Genomic DNA, 25116 nt, shown 5'->3' with positions numbered 1-25116 from the left:
TATTAAGCAAAAATTCACATGATTAAAATAACTTCAATATATCGTTAAAAATAATGCTGGGGCACATGATTTTTTTTAATTTTCTAACGTCTGGATTATAATAGCCTCCAAGTTCCACGCTTTTTCCTTGCACTTGAATTAACTCATCCATAATATTTTTTTCGTTAAAAATCAATAAATCATACAAATTTTTAAATTTGTTTTTTAATTTTTTATCAGTATTTTGTAACGCTAAAGCTTCTGACCAATACATCGCTAAATAAAAATGACTACCTCGACTATCTAGCTCACCAATTTTCTTAGAAGGTAAACGATTCATTTTAATCAATTTACAAATACCCTGATATAAAGAATCTGACAAAATCTTAGCTTTAAAATTACCGTTATTCTCAAATATATGTTTAAACGAGGCAAACAAAGCAAAAAACTCCCCTAAAGAATCCCAAGATAAATGATTATGTTTGATAAATGTTTCAAAATGTTTTGGCGCAGATCCACCTGATCCTGTTTCGCATAAAATTCCATCAGATATCAACCGAGTAATGGATAACGTTCTAGCACTAGAGCCTAATTCTAAAATAGGAAATAAATCAGTAAGATAATCACGTATAACATTCCCAGTCACTGAAATGACATTTTTCCCAGAACGGATTCGTTCAATAGAAAATAACACGGCTTGCACAGGAGATAAAATAATAATATCTACAAATGATGAAATATTTATATACGATTTGACCTTTTTTATGATACACATATCATGTTGACGTTTGTCATCTAACCAAAAAACAGTAGGAATGTTATGTGATTCAGCATATTGGCATGCCAATTCTACCCAATGCCTAACGGCTATATCACTTGTTTGACACAATCGCCAAATATCACCGATTTGTACTATGTTTTCAAATAATAATTGATTATTATTATCAATAACCTGCATAACACCATCATATGGAATTTCAAAAGTAGTATCATGCGAACCGTATTCTTCCGCTCTTTTTGCCATCAGACCAATGTTCAACATACTACCCATGGTATTAGAATCAAAAGCACCATGTTTTTTACAATTTTCAATTACTGCTTGATATATGCCAGCATAACAACGATCAGGAATAATGGCCTTTGTATCATATAATTTACCATCATTACCTAACATTTTTCCAGAATTATAAATCATGTTAGCCATCGAAGAATCAATAATCATACCATGTGGTATATGTAAGTTAGTAATACCATTGTTACAATCTACCATTGCTAGTCGGGGTTGATGAGAGTATATTAATTCAAGAGATTGTTTTATATCTTTTTGCACAGTGTTTGGTAAATGCGACATGTTATTATAAAGATCACTAATTCCATTATTAAAATTTATATTTAACGTTTCAAAATATCGTTTGTATTTTTTACATATATTACGGTAAAATTCACTTACTATAACACCAAATATAATTGGATCAGAAATCTTCATCATTGTACTTTTTAAATGTATAGATAATAAAATTTGTTGATTTTTAGCATCTTGAATTTGTTCACGAATAAAACGAATTAACAACTTTTTTTTCATGCAAGCAACATCAATTACATCACCAAAATTAACTAAGATTTTTTCTTTTAATGTTTTTTTTTCGCCGAATCGATTCAATAAAACAATCGTTATATAATGACTTCTATTGATTATTATTGATTTTTCACTACCATAAAAATCACCACTATTCATATGAGATACGTGAGATTTTGAATCAATTGACCAATCATCAACTTTGAAATTTCTTTTCAAATGTTTTTTAATTACAGATGGAACATAGCGTATAGAATTGCCGTCTCGTAAAATTGGATTAACAGCACTACCTTTTATGTTATCATAAAGTAATTTAATATTTTGTTCATATATATTTTTTGGTTTATCTATATAATTAGGAATACAATATCCACAACTTTTCAATTCTTGAATAGCTTTTTTTAGTTGGGGCAATGAAGCACTAATATTAGGCAATTTTATAATATTAGCATCCTTGATTTTTATTATTTGACTTAAATCATATAAATCATTAGATTTTTGTTCTTCAAAACGCAAAAATCGAGAAAAATTACTAAGTATTCTAGTAGCTAGAGAAATATCTTTTGTTTCAACTGTAATTCCGGTATCTTTAATAAATGTAAAAATAATTGGCAAGAAAGAATATGTTGACAATAATGGAGATTCATCAGTCAACGTATAAATTATTTTGGATGATAAATCAGTTGTATACATATCTAAAATTTTATTTAATTTTTTATAAAAGATAAAATATATAATGGTTTACGTATTACATATTATGTTATGTAGATCATTTGAATTAAATGAAAAAAAATTTCCGCCTCTCCAAATTCTAATTGATAAGATACCAACCCAACATTACGGGTTGGCAATATTAAATGATAATATATATCATTCAATTTATGGCAATATTATTTCACTACTAATATTTTTTAATATTTTTGATCAAAAATTTTCTTCAATGCACACTGAACCTCTGATATATCTTTATCACAATCAATTGAAACACAGTGTAACCGCTGATCGATCAAAGATTCTTTGCGATAAAAATCTATTACTGGTATTGTATAACAGTAATACTCTATTAATCGGTTCCGTATAACTTGCTTATTATCATCTTCTCTACACACCAATAATTCTCCAGTAATATCATCATAACCATATTTCTTAGGAGGATTAAATATTGGATGATAAATTCTACCAGAAGGAACATGTAAATAACGACCAGAAATTCGTTGAATAATCAATTGTTCTGAAATTGAAAATATCAACACAAAATCTATTGAAATTCCAATTTCTTTCATAGCATGTGCTTGAGTAAATGTTCTTGGAAAACCATCCAGTATAAAACCATTTTTATAATAATCACGATTTTTAAATCTTTTTTTTACTAAATTTATTACTATTTCGTTTGATACTAAATGACCAGAATTAATAGTATTTTTTACCATATTCGACAAATTATTGGAGTCGGTATTCATAAAATCGCGCAGCATGCTTCCTACAGAAATACAAGGAATATTATAATGTTGCATGATAAAATACGCTTGGGTACCTTTTCCTGCCCCTGGAGGGCCAATTAATACAATTCGCATGATTTAAAAACCTTTACTATAACACTAAGTACAGAATTTCATATAAATAATATATTATATGAAAATAAACTAATTACAACTCCTGAATATAACAACATGTTGTACATGTAAAGACTACCCATCGTAATTTAAAATTGCAACATATAATAAATACCATTCAATTAAATAAAATAACAATTAAAATACTTTTAAAACATATTTTATATTCAAAATATCTTACTATGATTAATTACACGACTAAAACATAAACATTCACATTAATAACATTAAAAACACTTTGAATAATATAAAAACTATCTCTTTACTTCTTAATTTATTATTTCATATAGCATAACAATATGATATTAGAATTTTTTTATAATTTGTTAACGAAAAGTAATAAATGAACCCTGATTTGCGATCATATTGGTAATAAAAGAGTTTTTTTCAGAATTATCACTACAGATATAATTATGAGAATTATGATTCTTTGCAATGTCTAATAATATTGATGCACGCAACATAATCATTTCAAAACCCATTCGATAACTTGGTGCATAATATAGTTCTTTTCTACCTGTTAGAAAAATCTGATAATATAATTGTACATGTGCTGGAACTATTTTTTTAGATAACGCTATTAATCGAGTTTTTTCAAATGTTCTAATATCATCAACATTGTCATTATGTGTATCATATGTATTATTCGATAATTGAATCATACCTATTTTTTGCAATAACATAAGCATATCCGACAAAAAATAATCCCAATCCACATTTAATTTTGAGCACTGTTCTATACGAAGCATTACCGCATGAACATTGTCATCAATCAAACTTTCTAATAAAAATAATGGATGCTCTATATCTATAACACCTAACATTTTCTTAATGACATTATGATATATTTTATTTTTCCCAATAATAATTGCCTGTTCACTTAAACTTAAAGCATCACGCATACTGCCTTTAGCAAAATAAGCTATTAATTTTACACCTGAAAGTTCACATTCAATATTTTCCTGTTTAAAAATATATACTAACTGATTGAAAATTTGGGAAATAGATAAAGGACGCAAATAAAATTGAACACATCGGGATAATATAGTAGCTGGCAATTTTTGCTGTTCAGTAGTAATTAAAAAAAATTTAACATGTTTAGGCGGTTCTTCCAATACTTTCAACAGTGCATTTAAACTATTTCGAGATAACATATGCACTTCATCTATTAAATACACTTTAAATTGACCAACAATTGGTGGATAGTACGAATCATCTAAAAATTCTCGAGTGTCTTCCACTTTACTTCGTGAAGCAGCATCTATTTCAATAACATCAAAAAAACAACCCTTGTCAATTTCTAAACAAATATTACAACAACCACACGGTAATGATTTTTTTTCACTTTTACAATTCAAGCGTTTCGCAAATAATCGAGCTATAGTCGTTTTACCAACCCCCCGGGTACCAAATAATATATATGCATGATGCACCTTATTTAATATAAAAGAATTTGCAATAGCGGTTACAATATGTTCCTGGCCTATAACAGAATCAAAAACTTTTGGCCGCCATTTTCGAGCAAGAACTTGATAGGTCATAAAAAATTTTAATAAAAATTATTGTTGTTAATCAATCACATACAGTCATATAATAAGCTATTATAATAGCATAATTATTTGTAATTTTATTAATACGCAAAAAATTCATTTAATATTCTGAAAATACAACCAAACTATAACTCTGTATTCCAATATTATCTAATATCTTTTTGCCACCAAGATAATCTAAATTTACTATAAACGCAGCATCTTGTACTTCACCACCCAAACGTCTGATTAAATTTACAGAAGCTGTAATAGTCCCACCAGTGGCCAATATATCATCCACAATTAATATTTTATCTCCTGGATAAATAGCATCATTATGTATTTCTAAATAAGACACTCCATATTCTAATACATAACTTGTACTGATTGTATCTCTAGGTAACTTCCCTGCTTTCCGTATTGGAATAAATCCCAAATTTAATATTAAAGCTAACGGGGCACCAAACAAAAATCCTCGCGATTCAATACCAACAATTTTTGTTAATTTATAATTTTTATAATGACTAGCCAACAAAGAAATACTAGCAGAATATGCTTTGTGATTTTCTAAAAGAGGACTAATATCACGAAATAAAATCCCCTTTTTGGGATAATTTTTTACACAATAAATATTTTCTTTGATTAAGGATAATTGATGATTTATAATATTTTCCATAGCTCATTGCATTTATAAATTTAAAACATTTTAAGAAAATTATTAATTTAAACGGATATAAATACACTAAAAAAAATCCCCTTACAAACGAAAATCTCAAAAAATGTTAATTTTTTATGTCGGATATATATCTTGATTTTCACACGCACATCAACGAATCACCCACGTAATGACTGGAATTGTTGATTTATGAATATCATCATCATAATCATAATATGAAACCTTATAATGTAATGAAAACAACGTACAAATCAACTAAATTACAAGTTGAGCTAATGCTATTTTGGCATTAATTAAATACAAAAACAATATAAAAACAATATAAAAACAACAATAGAAAAGTATAATTACCGGCCAGTAAAACTGCAATGTATACAATTATATCAACAAATTTTATTGTATCAACCAACAATTATATTACTTAAAAAAATAAAACATAATAATTAACATTTAATTTAATTATATTTACATTTACCTTTTTTATCAAAAGTATGATAAAATTTCTTGAGATTGAAATTAAACAATTAGTAATGTAACGATAAATATATTCATGATAAATAAAGTTTTTATGTTGTGCAATAAAAATATTTAAATTGGTAACTCATAGGTGTTAATTAATGAAAAAAATAGATTATTTAATGCGATTAAGAAAATGTAGAACACTAGAAACATTGGAACGGATAATTGAAAAAAACAAATATGAATTATCTGACGATGAATTGGAGAATTTTAATTCTGCAGCAGATCACAGATTAGCTGAACTTACAATGAATAAATTATACGATAAAGTACCCATTTCTGTTTGGAAATATGTTCGTTAAGAAATAAGTTATTTATTTATTATCACGAAATAAATCTTTTATATATTAAATCTTCTATATGTATAGAAGATAAAATTATAAAATACAAGAATCTGTTTTTTTTTACTGAATAGAATACAAAAACAATTAAAAAACTCAGCAAATAAAACAAAAATCAAAATGGGAAGCCTCATTGGCTCAATGCACATGCATATTTCATTACGGCTGCTTCCTTCCAGATCTGACCGGGTTCATAAAACATCCATTGCAAGAACACCTCTAAGGCCTCACCAAAAAGTGAGGATACCACATTACATTACTCAAAACAAGTACCAAAATACATTTTTATTATCTATGCCTATGCCTATTCCTAAGCATAATTTAATAACAGAGTACACTAATGCACAATTTCTACTATTACCGAAAAATAATAAGTGAAAATTATTACTACTATTATACATAGTGATAACACAATAAAAAAATATTACCACCCTTCTTTATAATTCTTTATAATGCTTTAAACGATCAACCAGACCACTATAACGATTATATGAATGTTGCATGGTATGAGTTATTATTTTATCGTTTGCATAAATTGACAAACGATTACGAGCTCTAGTAATACCAGTGTAAAACAACTCTTTAGTCAATATTGGTGTAATTTTATCAGGAAATACTAACGATACATATTTAAATTCCGATCCCTGAGCTTTATGTACGGTCATTACAAAATTAGTTTCATGTTTTGGTAATTTATGCAAAGGAACTTTATTAATTTTTCCGTTTGATAACATAAAATATGCAAACAAATCTGACTGATTATTATCATCCGGCAATATAATACCAGTTTCACCATTAAATAACAATAACGATGGATCATTAGAAGTAACAATAATTGGACGGCCTACATAACATTCGTCATTATTATCCACTGAGTGAATTAATCCATAATTACGTAATATATTTTCAATCAATACATTCAATTGTATAAAACCAAATGGCCCCTCCCGTAATATAGATAATACTCTGTATTCATTAAAAATATTTAAAATAGACACTAAATCTATACAACTACATGATACGATATTTTTAAAGTAATTTATGTAGCCCAGTGCACATTTAAACAACATTTTAAAATAATCTTCACGATCTTTTACAACCATGTAACAAATATCCACTGTCATTCTAGAAGTTAATAAAGATAAAACATGATGTTGATTACCTGAATTAATAGCATTAGCTAATCGCCCAATTTCTGAAATAGCGCTAAAACGATAATTTTTTTGTAATAAACATAAAGTATCAGTAATACTATATTCATTTTCACTACTATACGGCAAAGTATAATTAGTTAAATTTTGAATTCTTTGAGAAAATTTATATGTATAACTTTTTCCAATAAAATAACAAAGATCTAAAAATACAGAACCAGGATCAACTGAAGGTAATTGATTATAATCACCCAAAAAAATTATTTTTGTCTTGGCTGATAAATATTTAATTATTTTTGCCATCATAGACAAATCTATCATTGAAGACTCATCAATAATTAAATAATCTAAACACAAAAAATTATATTTAACACGTTGAATGTTCTGATGATAAAGAGACATGCCCAACAACCTATGTAATGTAACTACTTCTATTGATAAAGTAGTCTTCCTAAAATCACTGTTAACTAAAGATAATTGCTGATTCATAATATTAATAGATTCATTTAATCGTGCCACCGATTTTCCAGTAGGTGCAGCCATTTTCACTATTAATGAACAATTAGAATACAGTAACGAAATTATCGCCAATAATTTAGAAATAATAAAAGTCTTTCCAGTACCTGGACCTCCAGATATTACTGTGACTTTACTAGTTAAAGTCATAGCAACAGCAATTTTTTGCCAATCAATATCATTACTATTTCTATAACCAAGCTTATTATTAAGATTAGTTACATCAGGAAAAAAGTTATTTAATAATTTAGCTATTTTATTGTTTTCTTTAATAGAAATATTGCTCAATTGTCGTGAGCTATAATAAAAAAATTTAGCAATTGAACATTCATAATTCCACATACGATATAAATATAATCGACCTTTATCTAGTACTAGTGGAGCTAAGTAAGACCCATTACTTACTATAGTATTATTAACAAGTAATAATTCAGTCCATTGAGAAATTGATAAATTACCAATTTTTTTCCAAATTTCATTAGCTAAAAAAAGATGCTCTCCTCCAAATAACCGACTAGGAGATAATATAAACAATGGTAAACAAACATGTCCTTGATTAATATATGCGCTTAAAGTAATGATAGCCAACATTAAAGCATTATATTGATGTAAATTAGTAGTAGCAGCTAATAACATATAAGCAAATCGAACGTCTAATTGCCGCCACAAACCTAATTTTAATGCCTCTAAAACAAACTCATGCATAGAATAATTATTATGAATACTTTAATAAAGCATTATACTTTAATCTTTTTCAAAAAAATTAAAATCACAATGATATAAAATAAATTTATAACAGAACAAACAAACAATATAAAACATAATGTCTAATAATACATGAATTACATTAAACATTATAAGTGAATTTAAGTGAAAACCGGACGCAATGATTTATTTATTTTTATAATAAATATTCTAGTAATTAATCATTGACATATAGATAATAACTCATCGAGTTCATCAATTAACCTTTGATCAGGCAAACAAAAATAAATTCCATTACCTGAATGTACTAAATCAATGCCCCTTAAAAATAAATAATACACTCCCCCAAAATCTTTTTTATAATTATACGATATCAATTTATGACGTAAAAAACGATGTAAAGCTAATGTATATATTTGATATTGTAATGCATAATGACGAAAAATCATTTCATTTTTTATATTTAGTAAAGAATAATCATGACACTCCCCACCTAACCAATTAGATTTATAATCCAATAAATAATACTTACCTTTCCAACGAAAAACCAAATCAATGAATCCATGTATCATACCTAAAATATCAGGAAACGTAAGAGGAGAAGATAAACGAGAAATTGGATCATAATTTTTACAAATATTATCAAACTTTTCGGCAGAAACAAGAGACTTGACAGATAAATAAAACTCAAACTCAGTACGATAATCACTAGATGACAGTTGGGAAAGAACAAAATTTTCATTATTTAAAGGCATAGAAGCGATTGTATCCATCCACATCTGTAAGATAGGTAACCATGTTAAACTAATTCCATATTGCATTAATTGCAAAGATAACCATTCAGCATTTATTTTTTTTTTAAAATTCCATTTTTGAAAAATATGATGTAAAAAAACACCTGATTCTTTTCCTTGAGGAAAAGAATAAGGGGTAAACAATATACCGTCTTGTTTATTATTTTTCGCCGTGCAAATAATCTGTTTATTTAACATCAATGACTTCTCTGACGAAAAAAATGTATTAGAATGATACAATTCACTATAACTTGTAACTGTATATTTGGTATTAATCTGTATTTTCCAATTTCTAGCAGATAAATTATTTTTATTTTTCAAATCATTATTGGTTATACCATCAATTAATAATTTACAATTTTCTTGATTTTTATTGTTAGAAATATAATTTAACATTATATCTCCTTGAGCAGATTCCACTAATTTTATTAAACATTTTTCTAAAAAATAAAAATTTCCAGGGACGCCCTTCTGCACTAAATATCCTAATGCAGTGCGATGAAGATCATTACAACATTGATTCTTTTTGATTCTTTTTTTAAAGGAAATAGAACCGATACCAATAAAACAATGATAAATTGCTCGAGTAACAGCAACATAAAACAATCTTAAATCTTCTGATAATCCTTCTTCATCAGATAAATTAATGTTTCTTGAAGAATTGCTTAAATCTAAATATATATGATAATTTTCACGATCATGAAATAACGGATATTTTTTTTTGTGTAAAATTGAAACAAAAGGCAAAAAAACTAATGGAAACTCTAATCCTTTCGATTTATGTATTGTTATAATTTTTATTAATCTATCATTATCTGTTGATCTTAATAATTGATCATTACATGATAAATTATTAGATAAGTAAATTTTTTTTTTCAACCAATTGACTAATGAACTTTCATCATGTAAATTTACTGAATATTTTTGAAGTATTTCAGCTAAATGTAATATGTTTATTAACCTACTTTTACCGTCTTGAGTCGCTGCTAAATGTTTAAAAATATGGCGTCGAAATATGATTTCTTGCAACATTGATTGCACACCATATTTTTTCCAAAATGAATGATAGTCAACAAAAGCATTAACTTCTTTTTTCCAATCATTTTCATTTTGATTAATAAATTCAATTTTTTGAGCATTATATCCAATAATACCAGTCATTAATGCGCAACGTAAAATATTATTATCTTCTGGCAATAATATAGCCTGTAATATCAATAACAAATCAAATGCTTCTAATGTTTCAAAAATATTTTTCTGATTAGATAAATATACATTAGATATATTAAACTGATTTAGCACAGAAGAGATTAAATTCCCTTCATGACTATTACGAACTAATACAACTATATCTGATGATTCCAATAATTTTTTGCTACATGTACTGCTTTGAAGCCACGCCTGCCCATAACTGGCATCACACAATAAATCACGAATAGTAGTAGCACAATGAAATGCCATAATTTTTTGATACTCACGTACCGTTAATGAATGATAGGATGGCAAATAAAAACAAAATGAAGGATAAGACTTATTTTTTACTACAAAACGTAATCTGTTATTATCTTTTGCAGCACGCATAGTAATAAATGGAATTTTCTGAAAAATAAATGGGGAAAAAGATGTATTAGAATTGAATAATTTATTAATAGCATTTACTATGCCTTTCGATGCACGCCAGTTGGTATTTAAAGTATAATAAAAATCAACATGTTTACGTGCCAATAGATATGAAAATATATCAGCTCCCCGAAATGAATAAATTGATTGTTTAGGATCGCCAACTAATAACAATCCATATTTTGATTGAGATCGACTGGAATATAATGTATGAAAAATACGATATTGTTGAAAATCAGTATCTTGAAATTCATCAACAATCGCTATGGGGTAAGTTTTTCGTATTGATTGTAATAGTTTCCCATTTTTATCATGAACATGTAATCCATCATCCAACAAAGAAATTAAATCATTAAAACTAATTTCAGAATTTTTTTTTTCAATAAGTTTATATTTTTACGTATTTCATATATCGCTGTACTTAGTATTAATTGTTTTAATGATACAATCTTTTCAAATAATGCATCTACTAACTTAAATAAATGACATTGCAAAATTTGATGATTATAGACAGTAATATGTCGTATAATCACAGAATATTTAAAACGACATAATGCACTAGGTATCTGATAATCCACTGTTGTACTTTGAGTCCATAAATTAATAATTTCAAACCAATTTCGTATATTTTTAGTGTTATAAATTCGTCGATTTAAAAAATATTTACTATTATTCATAAATTCTAATAACTTACTTTTTTCTGCAATCCATATTTTTTTGATATAATTAATATAATCAATGATATATTTGTGACGTGTTATAAAATTTCCTCGTAATACCGGCTGAATATTTATACTTAAATAATGTAAATAAGGATGGACATCTTGTAAAAGATCTTTTGGATTCTTCCAATACCCTGTTATGATATTTATAATTTCGGTAGGTAAAGAATAAAAATAACTACGCCAAAAATCATTACATGCTGTTTCAATTAAATGATCTTCATTTTCTAATATACTATATTGAAACATTGAGTTTAACTCTATAGGATACATCTTTAATATGTGCTGACAAAATCCATGAATGGTAAAAATTGAAGCACGCGATATTGTATGCTCTGCTGCTAACAATGTTTGACAAGCTGACTGGGGGTCGTTTATTTTTTCTAACAAGGCGGAAAAAAATACATTTGTACTATATCCAACAAGACAGGCTAATCTAAATTCACGAAGATAAATTCGGATTCGTTCACGTAATTCTTCAACGCCTCCTCTTGTAAATGTTACCACTAAAATATTATCTACTGTTAATTGTAAACAATTTTCGTTACCAATGCCTAACAATAAACGTAAATACAGCATAACTATAAGATACGTTTTTCCAGTGCCAGCTGAAGCTTCAATCAATGAACGACCACGGAACGAAAAGGTCAAAAAATCGAAATCTTTAATTATTGGTTGCATTAATGATTTGAAATATTAAATGTACTTGAATGGTATTCAATCAGAGCATTTTAATGAGAAAAAATTTTTTATCAAATATTAATTGACAATCATTAATAAAAATAATTAGGTTATATGGTTTTATATGATTTGCATTCAAATACAACAGCATACAGTTTAGTTAGTCACGTATATAATACTCCATAACAGGACACGACACTAAATGTTTCAACATACAACCAAAATTCATGTAAAAAATACATGCATGCATAAAGAAATAAAAATACAAAATACATATTTCAATCATTAAATGATGATTTTTATATCTAATTTAAGATAAAACGTAATATTATAAAAAAACTACAACGAAACATTCGAATTCAAAAAAAACCTTAGCAAACTACCAATTGATTATCCGACACCGCGTAATAACTCATTAATACCTATTTTTTTTCTAGTCTTTTCATCTACTTTTTTTACTATAAGTGCACAATAAATGTTAAATTTAGCATTTGCACGATGATTGGGTAATGTACCGGGAATTACAACAGATCCAGTCGGAACGCGACCATAGTATATATTGCCATTTTCACAATCATAAATTTTAGTACTTTGACCAATGAATACCCCCATAGAAATTACAGATCCTTGTTCTACAATTACCCCCTCCACAATTTCTGAACGAGCACCGATAAAACAATTATCTTCAATAATAGTTGGATTATTTTGCAAAGGTTCTAATACCCCACCGATTCCAACTCCTCCAGATATATGAACATTTTTTCCAATTTGCGCGCATGAACCAATGGTTGCCCATGTGTCAATCATAGTGCCTTCATCAATATACGCACCAACATTAACATATGATGGCATAAGCACAACATTTCTCGCAACATAAGCACCATATCGAATAGTGGCCGGGGGTACAACTCTTATATTTTCTTTATTAAAAGTTTCTTCTCTCCAATTAGAAAATTTTAAACACATCTTATCAAAAAAACACCCCTCTCCCCATTTTATGACTTTATTCTCCATAATGTAAAATGCAAGCAATATTGCTTTTTTTAACCATTGATGTACAATCCACTGACCATTAACTTTTTCCGCTATACGAAAGTTCCCTATATTTAGCAATTTAATAACATTGCAAACAACAATACCAATATCTACAATGTTATCATTAAAAATAAATTCGGTCTTTTTAGAAGAAAAGATAGATCGACTTTCATAAGCGCAATTAATAATGTTTTTTAGTTTTTCTGTGTTACTATACATAACGTTTATTTTACATAATATTGATTTTATATTATATATTATACACAATTACACAATTTCAATAAATTGAAAGAATTTAAAAAAATATCTCAACTTGAACGATTTTCAAAACATCATGAAGAAATAATAACTAAAAACAATACACTCTACTAAATCATCGAACAAATTTTTTTAATACTTTAATAAATAGTTATTTATTCAGAACGTGCAGTAATAATTTCACACCCAGTATTTGTAATTACAATAGTATGTTCATATTGAGCAGACAAACTATGATCTTTAGTCTTTACAGTCCAACCGTCAGACAGAGTATATGTATGAGAGTTTCCAATATTAACCATTGGCTCGATTGTTAATACCATACCAGGTGTTAATCTCACACCGTTATCATCAGTATCATGATGAAATACATGGGGTTCTTCATGAAAATTTCTCCCAATACCATGTCCGCAATACTCTTTGACGATAGAAAATTCCTGTTTTTCTACAAATTCTTGAATAGCTTTACCTAACAAACGCAATCTCATACCCGGTTTTACCATACTAATAGCCAAATATAAACTATCTTGTGTTACTTTACATAAACGTTGAGCTAATGGTGAAACTGTACCAACAAAAAACATTTTCGACGTATCTGCATAAAATCCATATTTTATAATTGCAACATCAATATTAACAATATCCCCTTCATTTAAAATAGTCTTACTACTCGGAATCCCATGACACACCACTTCATTAACCGAGGTACAAATCGACCCAGGAAATCCTCGGTATCCTAATGTAGCAGACACTGCTGATTGTTTATTGATAATATAATCACTACAAATTCTATCTAATTCAGCAGTACTGATGCCAGGCTGAACGTAACATTCAATCATTGCTAATACATTTGCAACACATTTTCCAACTAAACGCATTTTCCGAATATCAGAGGATGTTTTAATAAAAATCGGCATAATACATTCTAACCTTAATAAATTATTTAACTATTAAAATATCAAATTTCCTATAATAATATAAACCAAAATTTCGTTGGTGCTATTTAAACACGATTTAAAAATTCAATAAATTCTTATAAATCTTTCCTTATTTAATTCAGTACACACCAAAACATAAAACAACATGAAATGTTCATCCAGGAAAGTTTCCTCTAAACCATTATTGTATTTTATTATATTATTGCTATTGTATATTGCATTAAAAATATTGCAATTTAAATATAGAGATGATATTTAAAATATTTTTAAAATGTAATATTATTACAAAACTTTCAATATAATTTTAAAAACTTACAATGATAACGACAAATATTTCTATACATGAAATGCTGGAGGCTGGCGTCCATTTTGGACATCAAACACGATATTGGAATCCAAAAATGAGACCATTTATTTTTGGTATACGAAATAAAATTCATATTATTGACTTAGAAAAAACATTAACGATGTTTCATATTGCATTAGCAGAATTGCAAAAAATCGCCCTTAAAAAAGGAAAAATTTTATTTGTGGGTACTAAACGTGCAGCAAGTGCTTCTGTACGAGAAGCAGCAATTTCTTGTAATCAATTTTTTGTAAATCATCGATGGCTAGGTGGTATGTTAACTAATTGGAAAACTGTTCGTCAATCGATTAAACGTTTGAAAGACCTAGAATCTCAATTAAAAGATGGCACTTTTGAAAAACTCACAAAAAAAGAAAAATTAACTTTAAAACGCGAATTAGAAAAATTAGAAAATAGTTTAGGAGGAATAAAAAACATGGGAGGATTGCCAGATGCGTTATTTATTATTGGCGCCGCACATGAACATATTGCAATTAAAGAGGCAAATAATTTAGGAATTCCATTGTTTGCTGTTGTAGACACAAATTCAAACCCAGATGGGGTAAACTTTATTATTCCAGGTAATGATGACGCTATGCGTGCTATCAATTTATATTTAAAAAATGTAACTAATGTGATAATAAACATATCCCAAGAAACACATTAAAATTTTTTTAAATATTTATCATTATATGACCATAATTATATAACCATAACGATGTAATTGTTAAATCAAAATTTAAATATAACTTTAAAAATTTCAAGGAACGTTTCTCATGTCAAATATCTCGAGTGAATTAATTAAAGAATTACGCGAGCGCACCAACGTGGGTATAATGAAATGTAAACAAGCATTAATTAATGCAAATGGTAATATTCAATTAGCAATTGATAACATGAAAGAAAACGGATTAATAAAAGCTGCAAAAAAATCAGGAAAAATCACCAAATCAGGAATAGTTTTAACTAAAATTTCACCAAATAAAAGAAATGGGATAATTTTAGAAATCAATTGCGAAACTGATTTTGTCAGTAAAAATGATAAATTTAATAATTTTGCCAACATTGTAGCTGCCACGGCTTTAGAAAAAAATATTTCCGACATTAATGTATTAAAAAATCACTTTATGGAAAAACAAAACATACTAATTTCCATATTTGATGAAAACATTAAAATACGAAGAATAGCTTATATCGAGGGAGAAATGATCGGAAGTTATTTGCATAATCAAAAAATAGGAGTAATACTTTCTACAACTAATTGTAATACAAACTCACAATTAATAAAACATATTGCAATGCATATTGCTGCTAACAAACCAGAATATATCGATGTACATCATATACCTACAAATATAATTGAACATGAAAAAAACATACAAATGAATCTTGCTATACAATCAGGTAAAACAAATGATGTAGCAAAAAAAATAGTTGAAGGACGTATAAAAAAATTTGTCAATGAAATTTCTTTATTGAACCAAATATTTATAATGGATACACAAAAAACGATTGCCAATATATTAAAAAATAACAATATTAATATTACACATTTCATTCGATTTGAACTAGGAGAAGGCATAAAAACAACAAATTAATAATTGTATATAATTAAAAACTTTACTATTTTTAAAAATTAATAATTTGACATACAGCAAACAAAATATATTAAAGTTGGTACTGATTCTTATAGTTATACAAAATTGTCTAACACAACAATCAATTTAATATTAAACAACATTCAGGTAATAAAAATTTTATGATTCACCACCACAAAATACGTATCTAATCAAACTAAAATTGCTTCATAAAACTGTTCTTCAAGGAATAACATAATGATGGCAAAAAAATTAACGCGAAAACCAATTTATCAACGTATTTTACTCAAACTAAGCGGTGAAGCCTTACAGGGCACAGAAAACCATGGAATAGACCCCGTGGTTTTAAAACGAATTACCAAAGAAATAAAAAAGGTTACACAATTAGGTATACAAATCGGTATAGTCATGGGTGGGGGTAATTTATTTCGTGGTGCTGATTTAATAAAATCAGGTATGCAACGTGTTCTTAGTGACCATATAGGTATGTTGGGAACGATAATAAATGGATTAGTTATTTGTAATGCCTTAACACGAATTTATGTTAGATCACATGTAATGTCTGCTATTGCATTACAGGGATTATGTGAACATTATAATTGGAAAAAAGCTATCAATTTATTACATAAAAATCAAGTTGTCATTTTTACTGCCGGAACCGGAAATCCTTTATTTACTACTGATTCTGCCGCTTGTTTACGAGGAATAGAAATTGAAGCAGACGTAATCTTAAAAGCCACTAAAGTAGACGGAGTATTTTCCACTGATCCAATATTAAACCCTCATGCCAAATTATATGACCAATTAAGTTATCAAGACGTATTAAAACAAGAATTAAAAATTATGGATTTATCTGCGTTTACATTAGCACGCGATCATAATTTGCCAATACGTATTTTTAATATGAATAAACTTGGAGCACTATTTCGAATTGTCATGGGATATAATGAAGGGACATTAATCACTAATAACACAAAATAATTTGATACAAAATAATATTTAACATTAAAATTTTATTTATAAACGGTATAATAGGTATACAAAATGATCAATGATATTATGCAAAATACCGAAACACGCATGAAAAAATGTGTTGAAACGTTTAAAACACAAATCAAAAAAATTCATACCGGAAGAATTTCTTCAAATATATTAGACAATATTCAAATTAAATATCAAGCAGCAGGGACAGTTGCTACACCGTTACGATATTTAGCCAATATTATTACTGAAAACCCAGGCACACTAGTTGTTACCGTATTTGATGCTAAAATGGTTACTTTAATTGAAAAAACTATAATACAAAAATCTGATTTAAATCTTAACATAAGTTCACATGGTAACATTATTCGGGTATCTTTGCCTGTTCTTACTGAAGAACGTCGACATCAATTAATAAAACTAGTAAATACAGAATCAGAAAAAACAAAAATTTCCATAAGAAATATACGCCGTTCTATGAACGAAAAAATTAAAATTCTGATAAAAAATAAAATGATCAATCAAGATAAAGAATATTTATTACAAAATAAAATACAAAAATCAACAGATACTTGGACAAAAATAATTAATAAAATTGTGGAAAATAAATCAACAGAACTGATGCATCTTTAAACATAAATTAATAATTTTAAAATAACAAATTTATCAAACATAAAATATGTTTTGTCATAAACAAAATACTGATAAATCTTGTATATACACAAGAATATAAAAAAATACTGTTACGTCAGTTCAACAATGTTTAATTACATATGCGATTTTTTATGATTCATAATCAAGCAAGAAAGAAAATGAAAAAACAATTATATCTACTTAACAATGGTACTATTAAAACAGTATTCGTAAATATTCAAGATAGCTATAAATTAACAACAGTGAATAATGTTGAAAAAATCATAATTTACACCCTTGATATTTTTAAAATATTTTTTACCACTTTCGTATTATATAATAAAAAATTAATATTTCTGAAAAGTAAACAATCATCAATAAATAACCAAAAAAAAATCAATAAAAATATTCCTAATAATAATACAGATCCATTATCTATCAATAACAAATATAATGTTAATTTTTCAAATATATTTACAATACGATTCCAACAGAACACACGATCTAGTTTATTAGATAAATGTTTAATATTTAAAATAATATCAAAAAATTTAAAAGAAAATCGAAAAATTATTTTAAAATTTCAGCTATCTCATACTCATATTATACATAAAATAATACATCAATACCAAAATTGGACAATAAAGAAAAAAAATTCAACAAATTCGACTATCTTGATCATCAATAAAAAATTTGAGTATATTCAAAATCAATTGCTGATGAATTTATTTTCTGTACGAAAAATGAAATATTTTTACGTACAAAATAAATCACAAAACTATGACATAATATGATTAAATCAAAATATCGTAACATAGATTATTACTTGTAAATATGCAAACTTTTACTATATATATACTAATTGGGGGTTACAATACCTATCCAGTTAACAATGAAAATATTCATTATAACTAATAAAACACTTACAAATATTTCTTTGCAAAAAAGTTTGTTTTATATTAATTTTTTAAAAAATTATAACAAAACATTTAGCCGATCAATAAAACTAAAAACAATTAGAACATTATAGAAAATTTTTTTCTATAGATCAAAATGTTGGCATTAAAACAATTACAGTTATTAACAACAAAATTAAAAAAAACATATTTCAAAAGATTTAACTTTAATTTTTATCTTACTAATTTAATTTTACTCTTATTCTACAAAGTTTTTACGCGTTATTTGTACCTCTTTATTTTAAATTCAACATTATTTAATTAAGGATATACATAAACGTGATATCGTACCAAACTAATGAAAAATATAAAACAGAGCAATCAAATTTACCACGTCATGTAGCTATTATCATGGACGGAAATGGACGATGGGCTGAAACACAAGGAAAATTAAGAATTTTGGGACATAAAGCGGGGGTGAAAGCTGTTCGAAAAGCTATAACATTTGCTCTAGATCATAATTTAGATGCATTAACTTTATATGCTTTCAGTAGTGAAAATTGGAACAGACCAAAATATGAAGTCTCCGGACTCATAAAATTATTCATTTACGTACTAAACACTGAAATAAAAAACTTACATAAATATAATATTAAACTACGTATCATAGGTGATATTAATCCTTTTAGTGCACAATTGCAAAGCAATATACGGAATTCTGAAAAATTAACATCAAAAAATAATAGATTAACATTAAATATTGCAGTAAATTATGGAGGACGATGGGATATTGTTCAAAGTGTAAAAAAAATTGCCATACAAGTTCAAAAAGGAATTTTAAATCCTCTCGATATTAATGAAGATATAATATACCAATATATCTGTATGCATGAATTGGCTCCAGTAGATTTAGTTATTCGAACTGGAGGTGAACACCGTATTAGTAATTTTTTATTGTGGCAAATAGCCTATGCTGAGCTATTTTTTACTGATATATTATGGCCTGATTTTAATGATGCAGTATTTCAACGTGCCTTAAATTCATTTGCGCAACGAAAACGGCGATTTGGTAAAATCATATGATATGATATCACAATAATGATCTATTTTAGGAGACTAATTTGTTCAAACATCGTTTAATAAGCACTATTGTGTTAGTGCCGTGTATTATTACAATATTATTTTTATTCTCCACGTTACAACTTGCAATAGTAACGTTATTTATTTGCATGATAAGTGCTTGGGAATGGGGGAAATTACTACATCATTCTCCTAACGATCAAAAAAATTGGCTATTATTAATATTTATATTATTATGCGTTTTATTAAAAATATGTATTCACCCCAACAAATTTCATTTTATCAACAGCATATATATTATTTATGCGATCTTAACGTGGTGGTTGATTGCAATTTTATTGATAGCATATTATCCAAATTCAGCCAATTTATGGAATAAATCTGCTTTATTATGTAAAATATTTGGAATGTTAATTATTCTCCCATTTTTTTGGGGGGTATTAATTTTAAGACAATATTGTTATAGTGAAAATTATTATACCGGTGGATGGTTATTACTATATATTATAGGTATCGTTTGGGGAATGGACTCTTTTTCATATATTATCGGATATAAATTAGGTCGTCATTCCCCAATACCAAAAATATCACCCAACAAAACATGGGAAGGATATATTGGCGCAATATTCATTATGATTGTGAATTGCTTCATATTTTCAAAATATATTCCAATAAATATAGAACCCTCAAAATTATATTTATACTCTGTTATTATAATATTATCTTCTATACTAGGAGATCTAACTGAAAGTATGTTCAAACGTGAATCAGGTGTTAAAGATAGTAGTCAATTAATTCCTGGCCATGGAGGTATATTAGACACTATAGATAGTTTATACTCAACAATACCTATATGCGCCTGTCTATTATTATTAACTACTTAATTTGTTATTATTATTTAATTATTTAAACTTTAAAAGGTAAAATGGAAAATATGGTGTTATACATTTTTTGGAATATTTGTGCATTTGTTGTTACAGTGGGAATATTAATTACAATTCACGAACTAGGACATTTCATAGCAGCGCGTGCTTTCGGAGTTACCGTACAACGTTTTTCAATCGGTTTTGGATATATATTTTGGAAATATCAAGATAAACACAATACAGAATATGTAATTTCAGCTATTCCCCTTGGGGGATATGTAAAAATGTTACATAAAAATGAGACACTAACAACTGAAAATTGTACACTCACACAACCCGCAACAACATTTGAAGAACAAACTATTTGGCGAAAAATGATAATCATAGCGGCAGGACCAATATTTAATATTATTTTTGCCTTTATAATTTATTGGTTAATATTTGTAATAGGAATTTCCACTTATCGACCAATCATCGCTGATATTATCCCAAACTCAATTTTTTCTCAATATAAAATACCCTGTAATTCAGAAATTAAATCTATAAATAACATAAACACCCCTGATTGGGAATCTGTGCGATGGATGTTATTTAATACCATTACACAACAAAAAGAAAAAAATATTACTCTTGATGTTGCTCCTATACATTCTACTGATAATAAAAAATATTTTATTGATCTGACAAACTGTGATTATACAATAAATACAAAAGATATTATTACTGCAGTAGGAATAATTCCGATGCCCACTGTTATCACACAACCAATTGTATCAAAAATAGAAAAAAGCTCTGCAGGTATGAAAGCTGGATTAAGAGTGGGAGATGAAATAATTTCTATTAATGAGCAAACAATAAAAACATGGGAAGAATTTATAGAACATGTTAAACACAATCCAGATACAATTTTGTATACAACTATAATTCGAAAAAATAAAACATTTAAATTACAAATAAAACCAGATAAAATTATAAAAAACAATGTTATTGAAGGATATATTGGTGTATTTCCAACATATGTTCCTACTTCAAAAGAATACACTGTTACACAAAAATTCAATCCGATAATCTCTATTAAAAAATCAATAGAAAAAGTTTGGAAGATAATATCTCTTACATATAATGTGTTATATAAATTAATTATTGGAGATATTGAATTCAATGCTTTGGGGGGTCCTATAGCTATAGCACAAGGCGCTAAAGAAGCAACAAAATATGGAATGATTTCCTATCTGATATTTTTATCATTAATTAGCATTAATTTAGGAATCACCAACTTATTACCATTACCCATCTTAGATGGCGGTTATTTATTATTATTAATAATTGAAAAAATTATTGGAAAAAAAGTATCCAAACAAATAGAAAAATATACTTATCCAATTGGAATACTTTTATTAATACTCCTAATGTGTTTAGCAATATTCAATGATTTATCTAAATTTTAATAATTTTAATATATGACACAATATTACGTTAAAAATACATTTATAGATATATCAATAACATTTAAATTTGTTATCGAATACGCTATCAAAAAACAAAATAAAAATAATGAAAAAAATATTTTTAATAATATTCATATCATTTAATATACTACTTATATTAAACCATACTTTATCATATGCCGATAATCAATTTATAATAAAAAACATTCAATGTGAAGGTTTACAACGTGTTCCTACTAAATTAATTTTATCTCATGTACCCTTTCGCACAAAGGACATAATTAATGACCATGACATCGCCAACACAATAAAAATACTATTTTCTACAGGATATTTTGAAAATATCAAAATACTCAAAAATAACAACACAATTATTATACGAGTTAAAGAATATCCATTAATTGCCAATATTTCATTTTTAGGTAATCAAACAATCAAAAAAAACATATTAGACAAAAATTTGAAACTTCATGGTATAGAAGTGGGAAAATTCTTTAATCCACAAAGTATTTCCAAAATGGAAGAAATATTAAAAAACTTTTATTACGATATTGGAAAATATAATGCTAAAATACAACCAACAATCATACATTTACCAAATAATCAAATAAATTTAAAAATATTATTTGACGAAGGAAAAACAGCTAAAGTTCAAAAAATAAATATTATAGGAAATCATCAAACCAATTTTAATACATTACTGAAATTATTTCAATTACATAACAACATTTATGGATTACATATACCGTTCAAAAAACAATATAAAAAAAAATATTTATTACACGATTTAAAGTCACTTCAGAATTTTTATTTAAACAGAGGTTTTGCTAAATTCAACATCGATTCTACTCACATTCGATTAACACCAAACAAAGAAAATGTATATATTTCCATATATATTACAGAAGGATTACAATATAAAATATCTAAAATATCAGTCAGTGGTAACATATCCAATTTTTCTCATAAAATTCATACATTACTAAAAATCCATCCAAATGAACTATATAATAATCAAAAAATACAAAATACAATATACGATATAAAAAAATTTCTGGGAACTCATGGCTATATTAACCCAAATATAATAACAGAACTTGAAATAAATGACACTATTAAAACAGTGAAATTATATCTTAATATTGATATTGGAAAACGTTTTTATGTTAATAAAATAATATTTAAAGGGAATACTTTTACTCAAGATCCAGTGCTACGAAGAGAAATATATCAAATGGAAAACACTTGGATAAATAGTAACTTTCTTAATCACAGTCAAAAACGTTTAAATAGAACAGGATTATTCGAATATGTGAAAATTCATACTGAATATATTCCAAAAATCCCTGATATGGCAAACATAATTTACGAAGTAAAAGAACATAATAGTGGAAATATGAATATTAATGTTGGAATAGGAACTGAAAGTGGAATAAATTTCCAATGTGGAATTCAGCAAGAAAATCTATTTGGAACAGGAAATGCATTTATTTTAAACGCAACTAAAAATCATTATCAAACCTATACTGAATTATCAATAACTTATCCATATCTTACCATCAACAATCTCGGTATAGAAGGAAAAATATTCTACAATAACTTCACTGCAAACAACGCTGACTTGGCAAATTACGGACTAAAAAGTTATGGTATGAATTTTAGTATAGGATTTCCTGTTAATGAATACAATACAACAAATTTTGGTTTAGATTATATGTATAATCATTTAAATAATATAAAACCTCAAATAATAATATGGAGATATTTAAATTCTCAAGGAATTTATCCAAAAACATTTATCAATAATAAAATAAAAAATAAAAATGAAACTTTTCATAATATCAACTTTACTAGTAATGATTTGTTTTTTAGAATCGACTGGAAACATAATACTCTAAATCACTCTTATTTTCCTACACAAGGTGTATATTCTGATATTTCAGGAAAAATAACAATTCCTGGTTCTAGCAATAAATATTATAAATTAAGTCTTAATAGTACCCACTACATTCCACTATACAAAAAATCCAACTATTGGATACTAATGGGTCATATACATGCCGGATATAGTGCAGGATTATATGGACACAAAAATCCTTTTTATGATAATTTTTATTCAGGAGGTAATAATATAGTACGAGGTTTTCGAAATAACACTATCGGACCAAAGGCAGCATACTATATATGTACCACCGATAATACAACATATGACTCATGTATAATAAAAAACTCCCAAGATGCTATAGGTGGCAATGCAATAACTATTTTAAAAGGAGAATTAATTATTCCTCCTCCATTTTTAAGTAAAAAGTACATCAATACAATACGAACATCAGTATTCATTGACATGGGTACTGTGTGGGACACCTATTGGAAAAATACGTTATCTACTTATGCAGCTGCCATTCCAAATTATAAAAAAGCAACCAATATTCGTATCTCTGATGGATTAGCAATCCAATGGATGTCACCGGTTGGACCAATTATATTCTCTTATTCAAAATTAATAAAAAAATATACTGGAGATAAAACCGAACAATTTCAATTTAACATTGGAAAGACATGGTAGTTATTATACAATACAACAACTAAATTACTCATCAACTTAAATTTTA

19 protein-coding genes and 1 other RNA gene are annotated in these 25116 nt (G+C 26.9%); 10 read left to right on the top strand and 10 right to left on the bottom strand.

Features of this window, described 5'->3' with window-relative positions; all coding sequences use genetic code 11:
* Positions 1-22 precede the first annotated feature (22 nt).
* The 4 genes from BTURN675_RS01450 to apt form a co-directional block, all read right to left on the bottom strand.
* Complete coding sequence (locus tag BTURN675_RS01450; protein ID WP_046288789.1) at positions 23-2248, bottom strand: NADP-dependent isocitrate dehydrogenase; 2226 nt, start codon at positions 2246-2248, stop codon at positions 23-25.
* Between the two features lie 218 nt (positions 2249-2466).
* Positions 2467-3129, bottom strand: a complete 663-nt coding sequence (locus BTURN675_RS01445) for an adenylate kinase family protein (RefSeq protein ID WP_046288788.1) — start codon at positions 3127-3129, stop codon at positions 2467-2469.
* A 365-nt stretch (positions 3130-3494) separates the two neighbouring features.
* A complete protein-coding gene (dnaX, locus tag BTURN675_RS01440) occupies positions 3495-4709 on the bottom strand; it encodes a DNA polymerase III subunit gamma/tau (RefSeq protein WP_052722603.1) in 1215 nt (404 codons plus the stop codon).
* A gap of 109 nt (positions 4710-4818) precedes the next feature.
* Complete coding sequence (gene apt, locus BTURN675_RS01435; protein ID WP_046288787.1) at positions 4819-5373, bottom strand: adenine phosphoribosyltransferase; 555 nt, start codon at positions 5371-5373, stop codon at positions 4819-4821.
* Between the two features lie 617 nt (positions 5374-5990).
* Here apt and BTURN675_RS01430 point away from each other — a divergent pair.
* Entirely contained in the window at positions 5991-6194 is a 204-nt protein-coding gene (locus tag BTURN675_RS01430) for an HHA domain-containing protein (protein WP_046288786.1), read from the top strand.
* A gap of 169 nt (positions 6195-6363) precedes the next feature.
* On the opposite strand, the gene ffs is transcribed toward BTURN675_RS01430, so the two are convergent.
* From ffs to map, 6 genes are all read right to left on the bottom strand, one after another.
* An RNA gene (gene ffs, locus BTURN675_RS03210) (signal recognition particle sRNA small type) lies at positions 6364-6451 on the bottom strand.
* 219 nt (positions 6452-6670) lie between these two features.
* On the bottom strand, positions 6671-8605 hold the full coding sequence (recD, locus tag BTURN675_RS01425) for an exodeoxyribonuclease V subunit alpha (protein WP_046288785.1): 1935 nt from the start codon (positions 8603-8605) through the stop codon (positions 6671-6673).
* Between the two features lie 221 nt (positions 8606-8826).
* Positions 8827-11355, bottom strand: coding sequence for an exodeoxyribonuclease V subunit beta (gene recB, locus BTURN675_RS01420; protein ID WP_245592134.1), 2529 nt, complete (start codon positions 11353-11355; stop codon positions 8827-8829).
* Between the two features lie 8 nt (positions 11356-11363).
* A complete protein-coding gene (locus BTURN675_RS03240) occupies positions 11364-12422 on the bottom strand; it encodes a UvrD-helicase domain-containing protein (RefSeq protein ID WP_052722600.1) in 1059 nt (352 codons plus the stop codon).
* 390 nt (positions 12423-12812) lie between these two features.
* The gene (dapD, locus tag BTURN675_RS01415) at positions 12813-13676 is read right to left on the bottom strand and encodes a 2,3,4,5-tetrahydropyridine-2,6-dicarboxylate N-succinyltransferase (protein ID WP_046288784.1); all 864 of its coding nucleotides are present in this window, start codon (positions 13674-13676) and stop codon (positions 12813-12815) included.
* Positions 13677-13870: 194 nt separating this feature from the next.
* Complete coding sequence (map, locus tag BTURN675_RS01410) at positions 13871-14632, bottom strand: type I methionyl aminopeptidase (RefSeq protein WP_046288783.1); 762 nt, start codon at positions 14630-14632, stop codon at positions 13871-13873.
* Positions 14633-14970: 338 nt separating this feature from the next.
* On the opposite strand from map, the gene rpsB reads away from it, so the two are divergent.
* The 9 genes from rpsB to bamA all read left to right on the top strand — a co-directional run bounded on the left by rpsB (position 14971) and on the right by bamA (position 25070).
* Positions 14971-15666 carry a 30S ribosomal protein S2 gene (gene rpsB, locus BTURN675_RS01405; protein WP_046288782.1) on the top strand — a complete coding sequence of 232 codons (696 nt, stop codon included), beginning with the start codon at positions 14971-14973 and terminating at the stop codon, positions 15664-15666.
* A 109-nt stretch (positions 15667-15775) separates the two neighbouring features.
* Positions 15776-16597 (top strand): translation elongation factor Ts, encoded by an 822-nt coding sequence (gene tsf, locus BTURN675_RS01400; RefSeq protein WP_046288781.1) that lies wholly within the window; start codon positions 15776-15778, stop codon positions 16595-16597.
* Positions 16598-16837: 240 nt separating this feature from the next.
* Positions 16838-17578 (top strand): UMP kinase, encoded by a 741-nt coding sequence (gene pyrH / locus BTURN675_RS01395; protein WP_046289110.1) that lies wholly within the window; start codon positions 16838-16840, stop codon positions 17576-17578.
* 63 nt (positions 17579-17641) lie between these two features.
* Positions 17642-18211 (top strand): ribosome recycling factor, encoded by a 570-nt coding sequence (gene frr, locus BTURN675_RS01390; protein ID WP_046288780.1) that lies wholly within the window; start codon positions 17642-17644, stop codon positions 18209-18211.
* A 152-nt stretch (positions 18212-18363) separates the two neighbouring features.
* Positions 18364-19005, top strand: coding sequence for a hypothetical protein (locus tag BTURN675_RS01385; protein ID WP_144406091.1), 642 nt, complete (start codon positions 18364-18366; stop codon positions 19003-19005).
* Positions 19006-19449: 444 nt separating this feature from the next.
* Positions 19450-20190 carry a polyprenyl diphosphate synthase gene (gene uppS / locus BTURN675_RS01380; RefSeq protein ID WP_275451392.1) on the top strand — a complete coding sequence of 247 codons (741 nt, stop codon included), beginning with the start codon at positions 19450-19452 and terminating at the stop codon, positions 20188-20190.
* 38 nt (positions 20191-20228) lie between these two features.
* Positions 20229-21071, top strand: coding sequence for a phosphatidate cytidylyltransferase (locus BTURN675_RS01375; RefSeq protein ID WP_046288777.1), 843 nt, complete (start codon positions 20229-20231; stop codon positions 21069-21071).
* Positions 21072-21121: 50 nt separating this feature from the next.
* Positions 21122-22501 carry a sigma E protease regulator RseP gene (gene rseP, locus BTURN675_RS01370; RefSeq protein ID WP_158332951.1) on the top strand — a complete coding sequence of 460 codons (1380 nt, stop codon included), beginning with the start codon at positions 21122-21124 and terminating at the stop codon, positions 22499-22501.
* 106 nt (positions 22502-22607) lie between these two features.
* Positions 22608-25070, top strand: a complete 2463-nt coding sequence (gene bamA / locus BTURN675_RS01365) for an outer membrane protein assembly factor BamA (RefSeq protein WP_052722594.1) — start codon at positions 22608-22610, stop codon at positions 25068-25070.
* Positions 25071-25116: the final 46 nt, after the last annotated feature.

The organism is Blochmannia endosymbiont of Polyrhachis (Hedomyrma) turneri, from assembly GCF_000973505.1.
In the GTDB taxonomy this organism is placed as follows: domain Bacteria; phylum Pseudomonadota; class Gammaproteobacteria; order Enterobacterales; family Enterobacteriaceae; genus Blochmanniella.
Note: the sequence above shows the minus strand (reverse complement) of the source record. Positions and strands in the feature narration are given on the sequence as shown.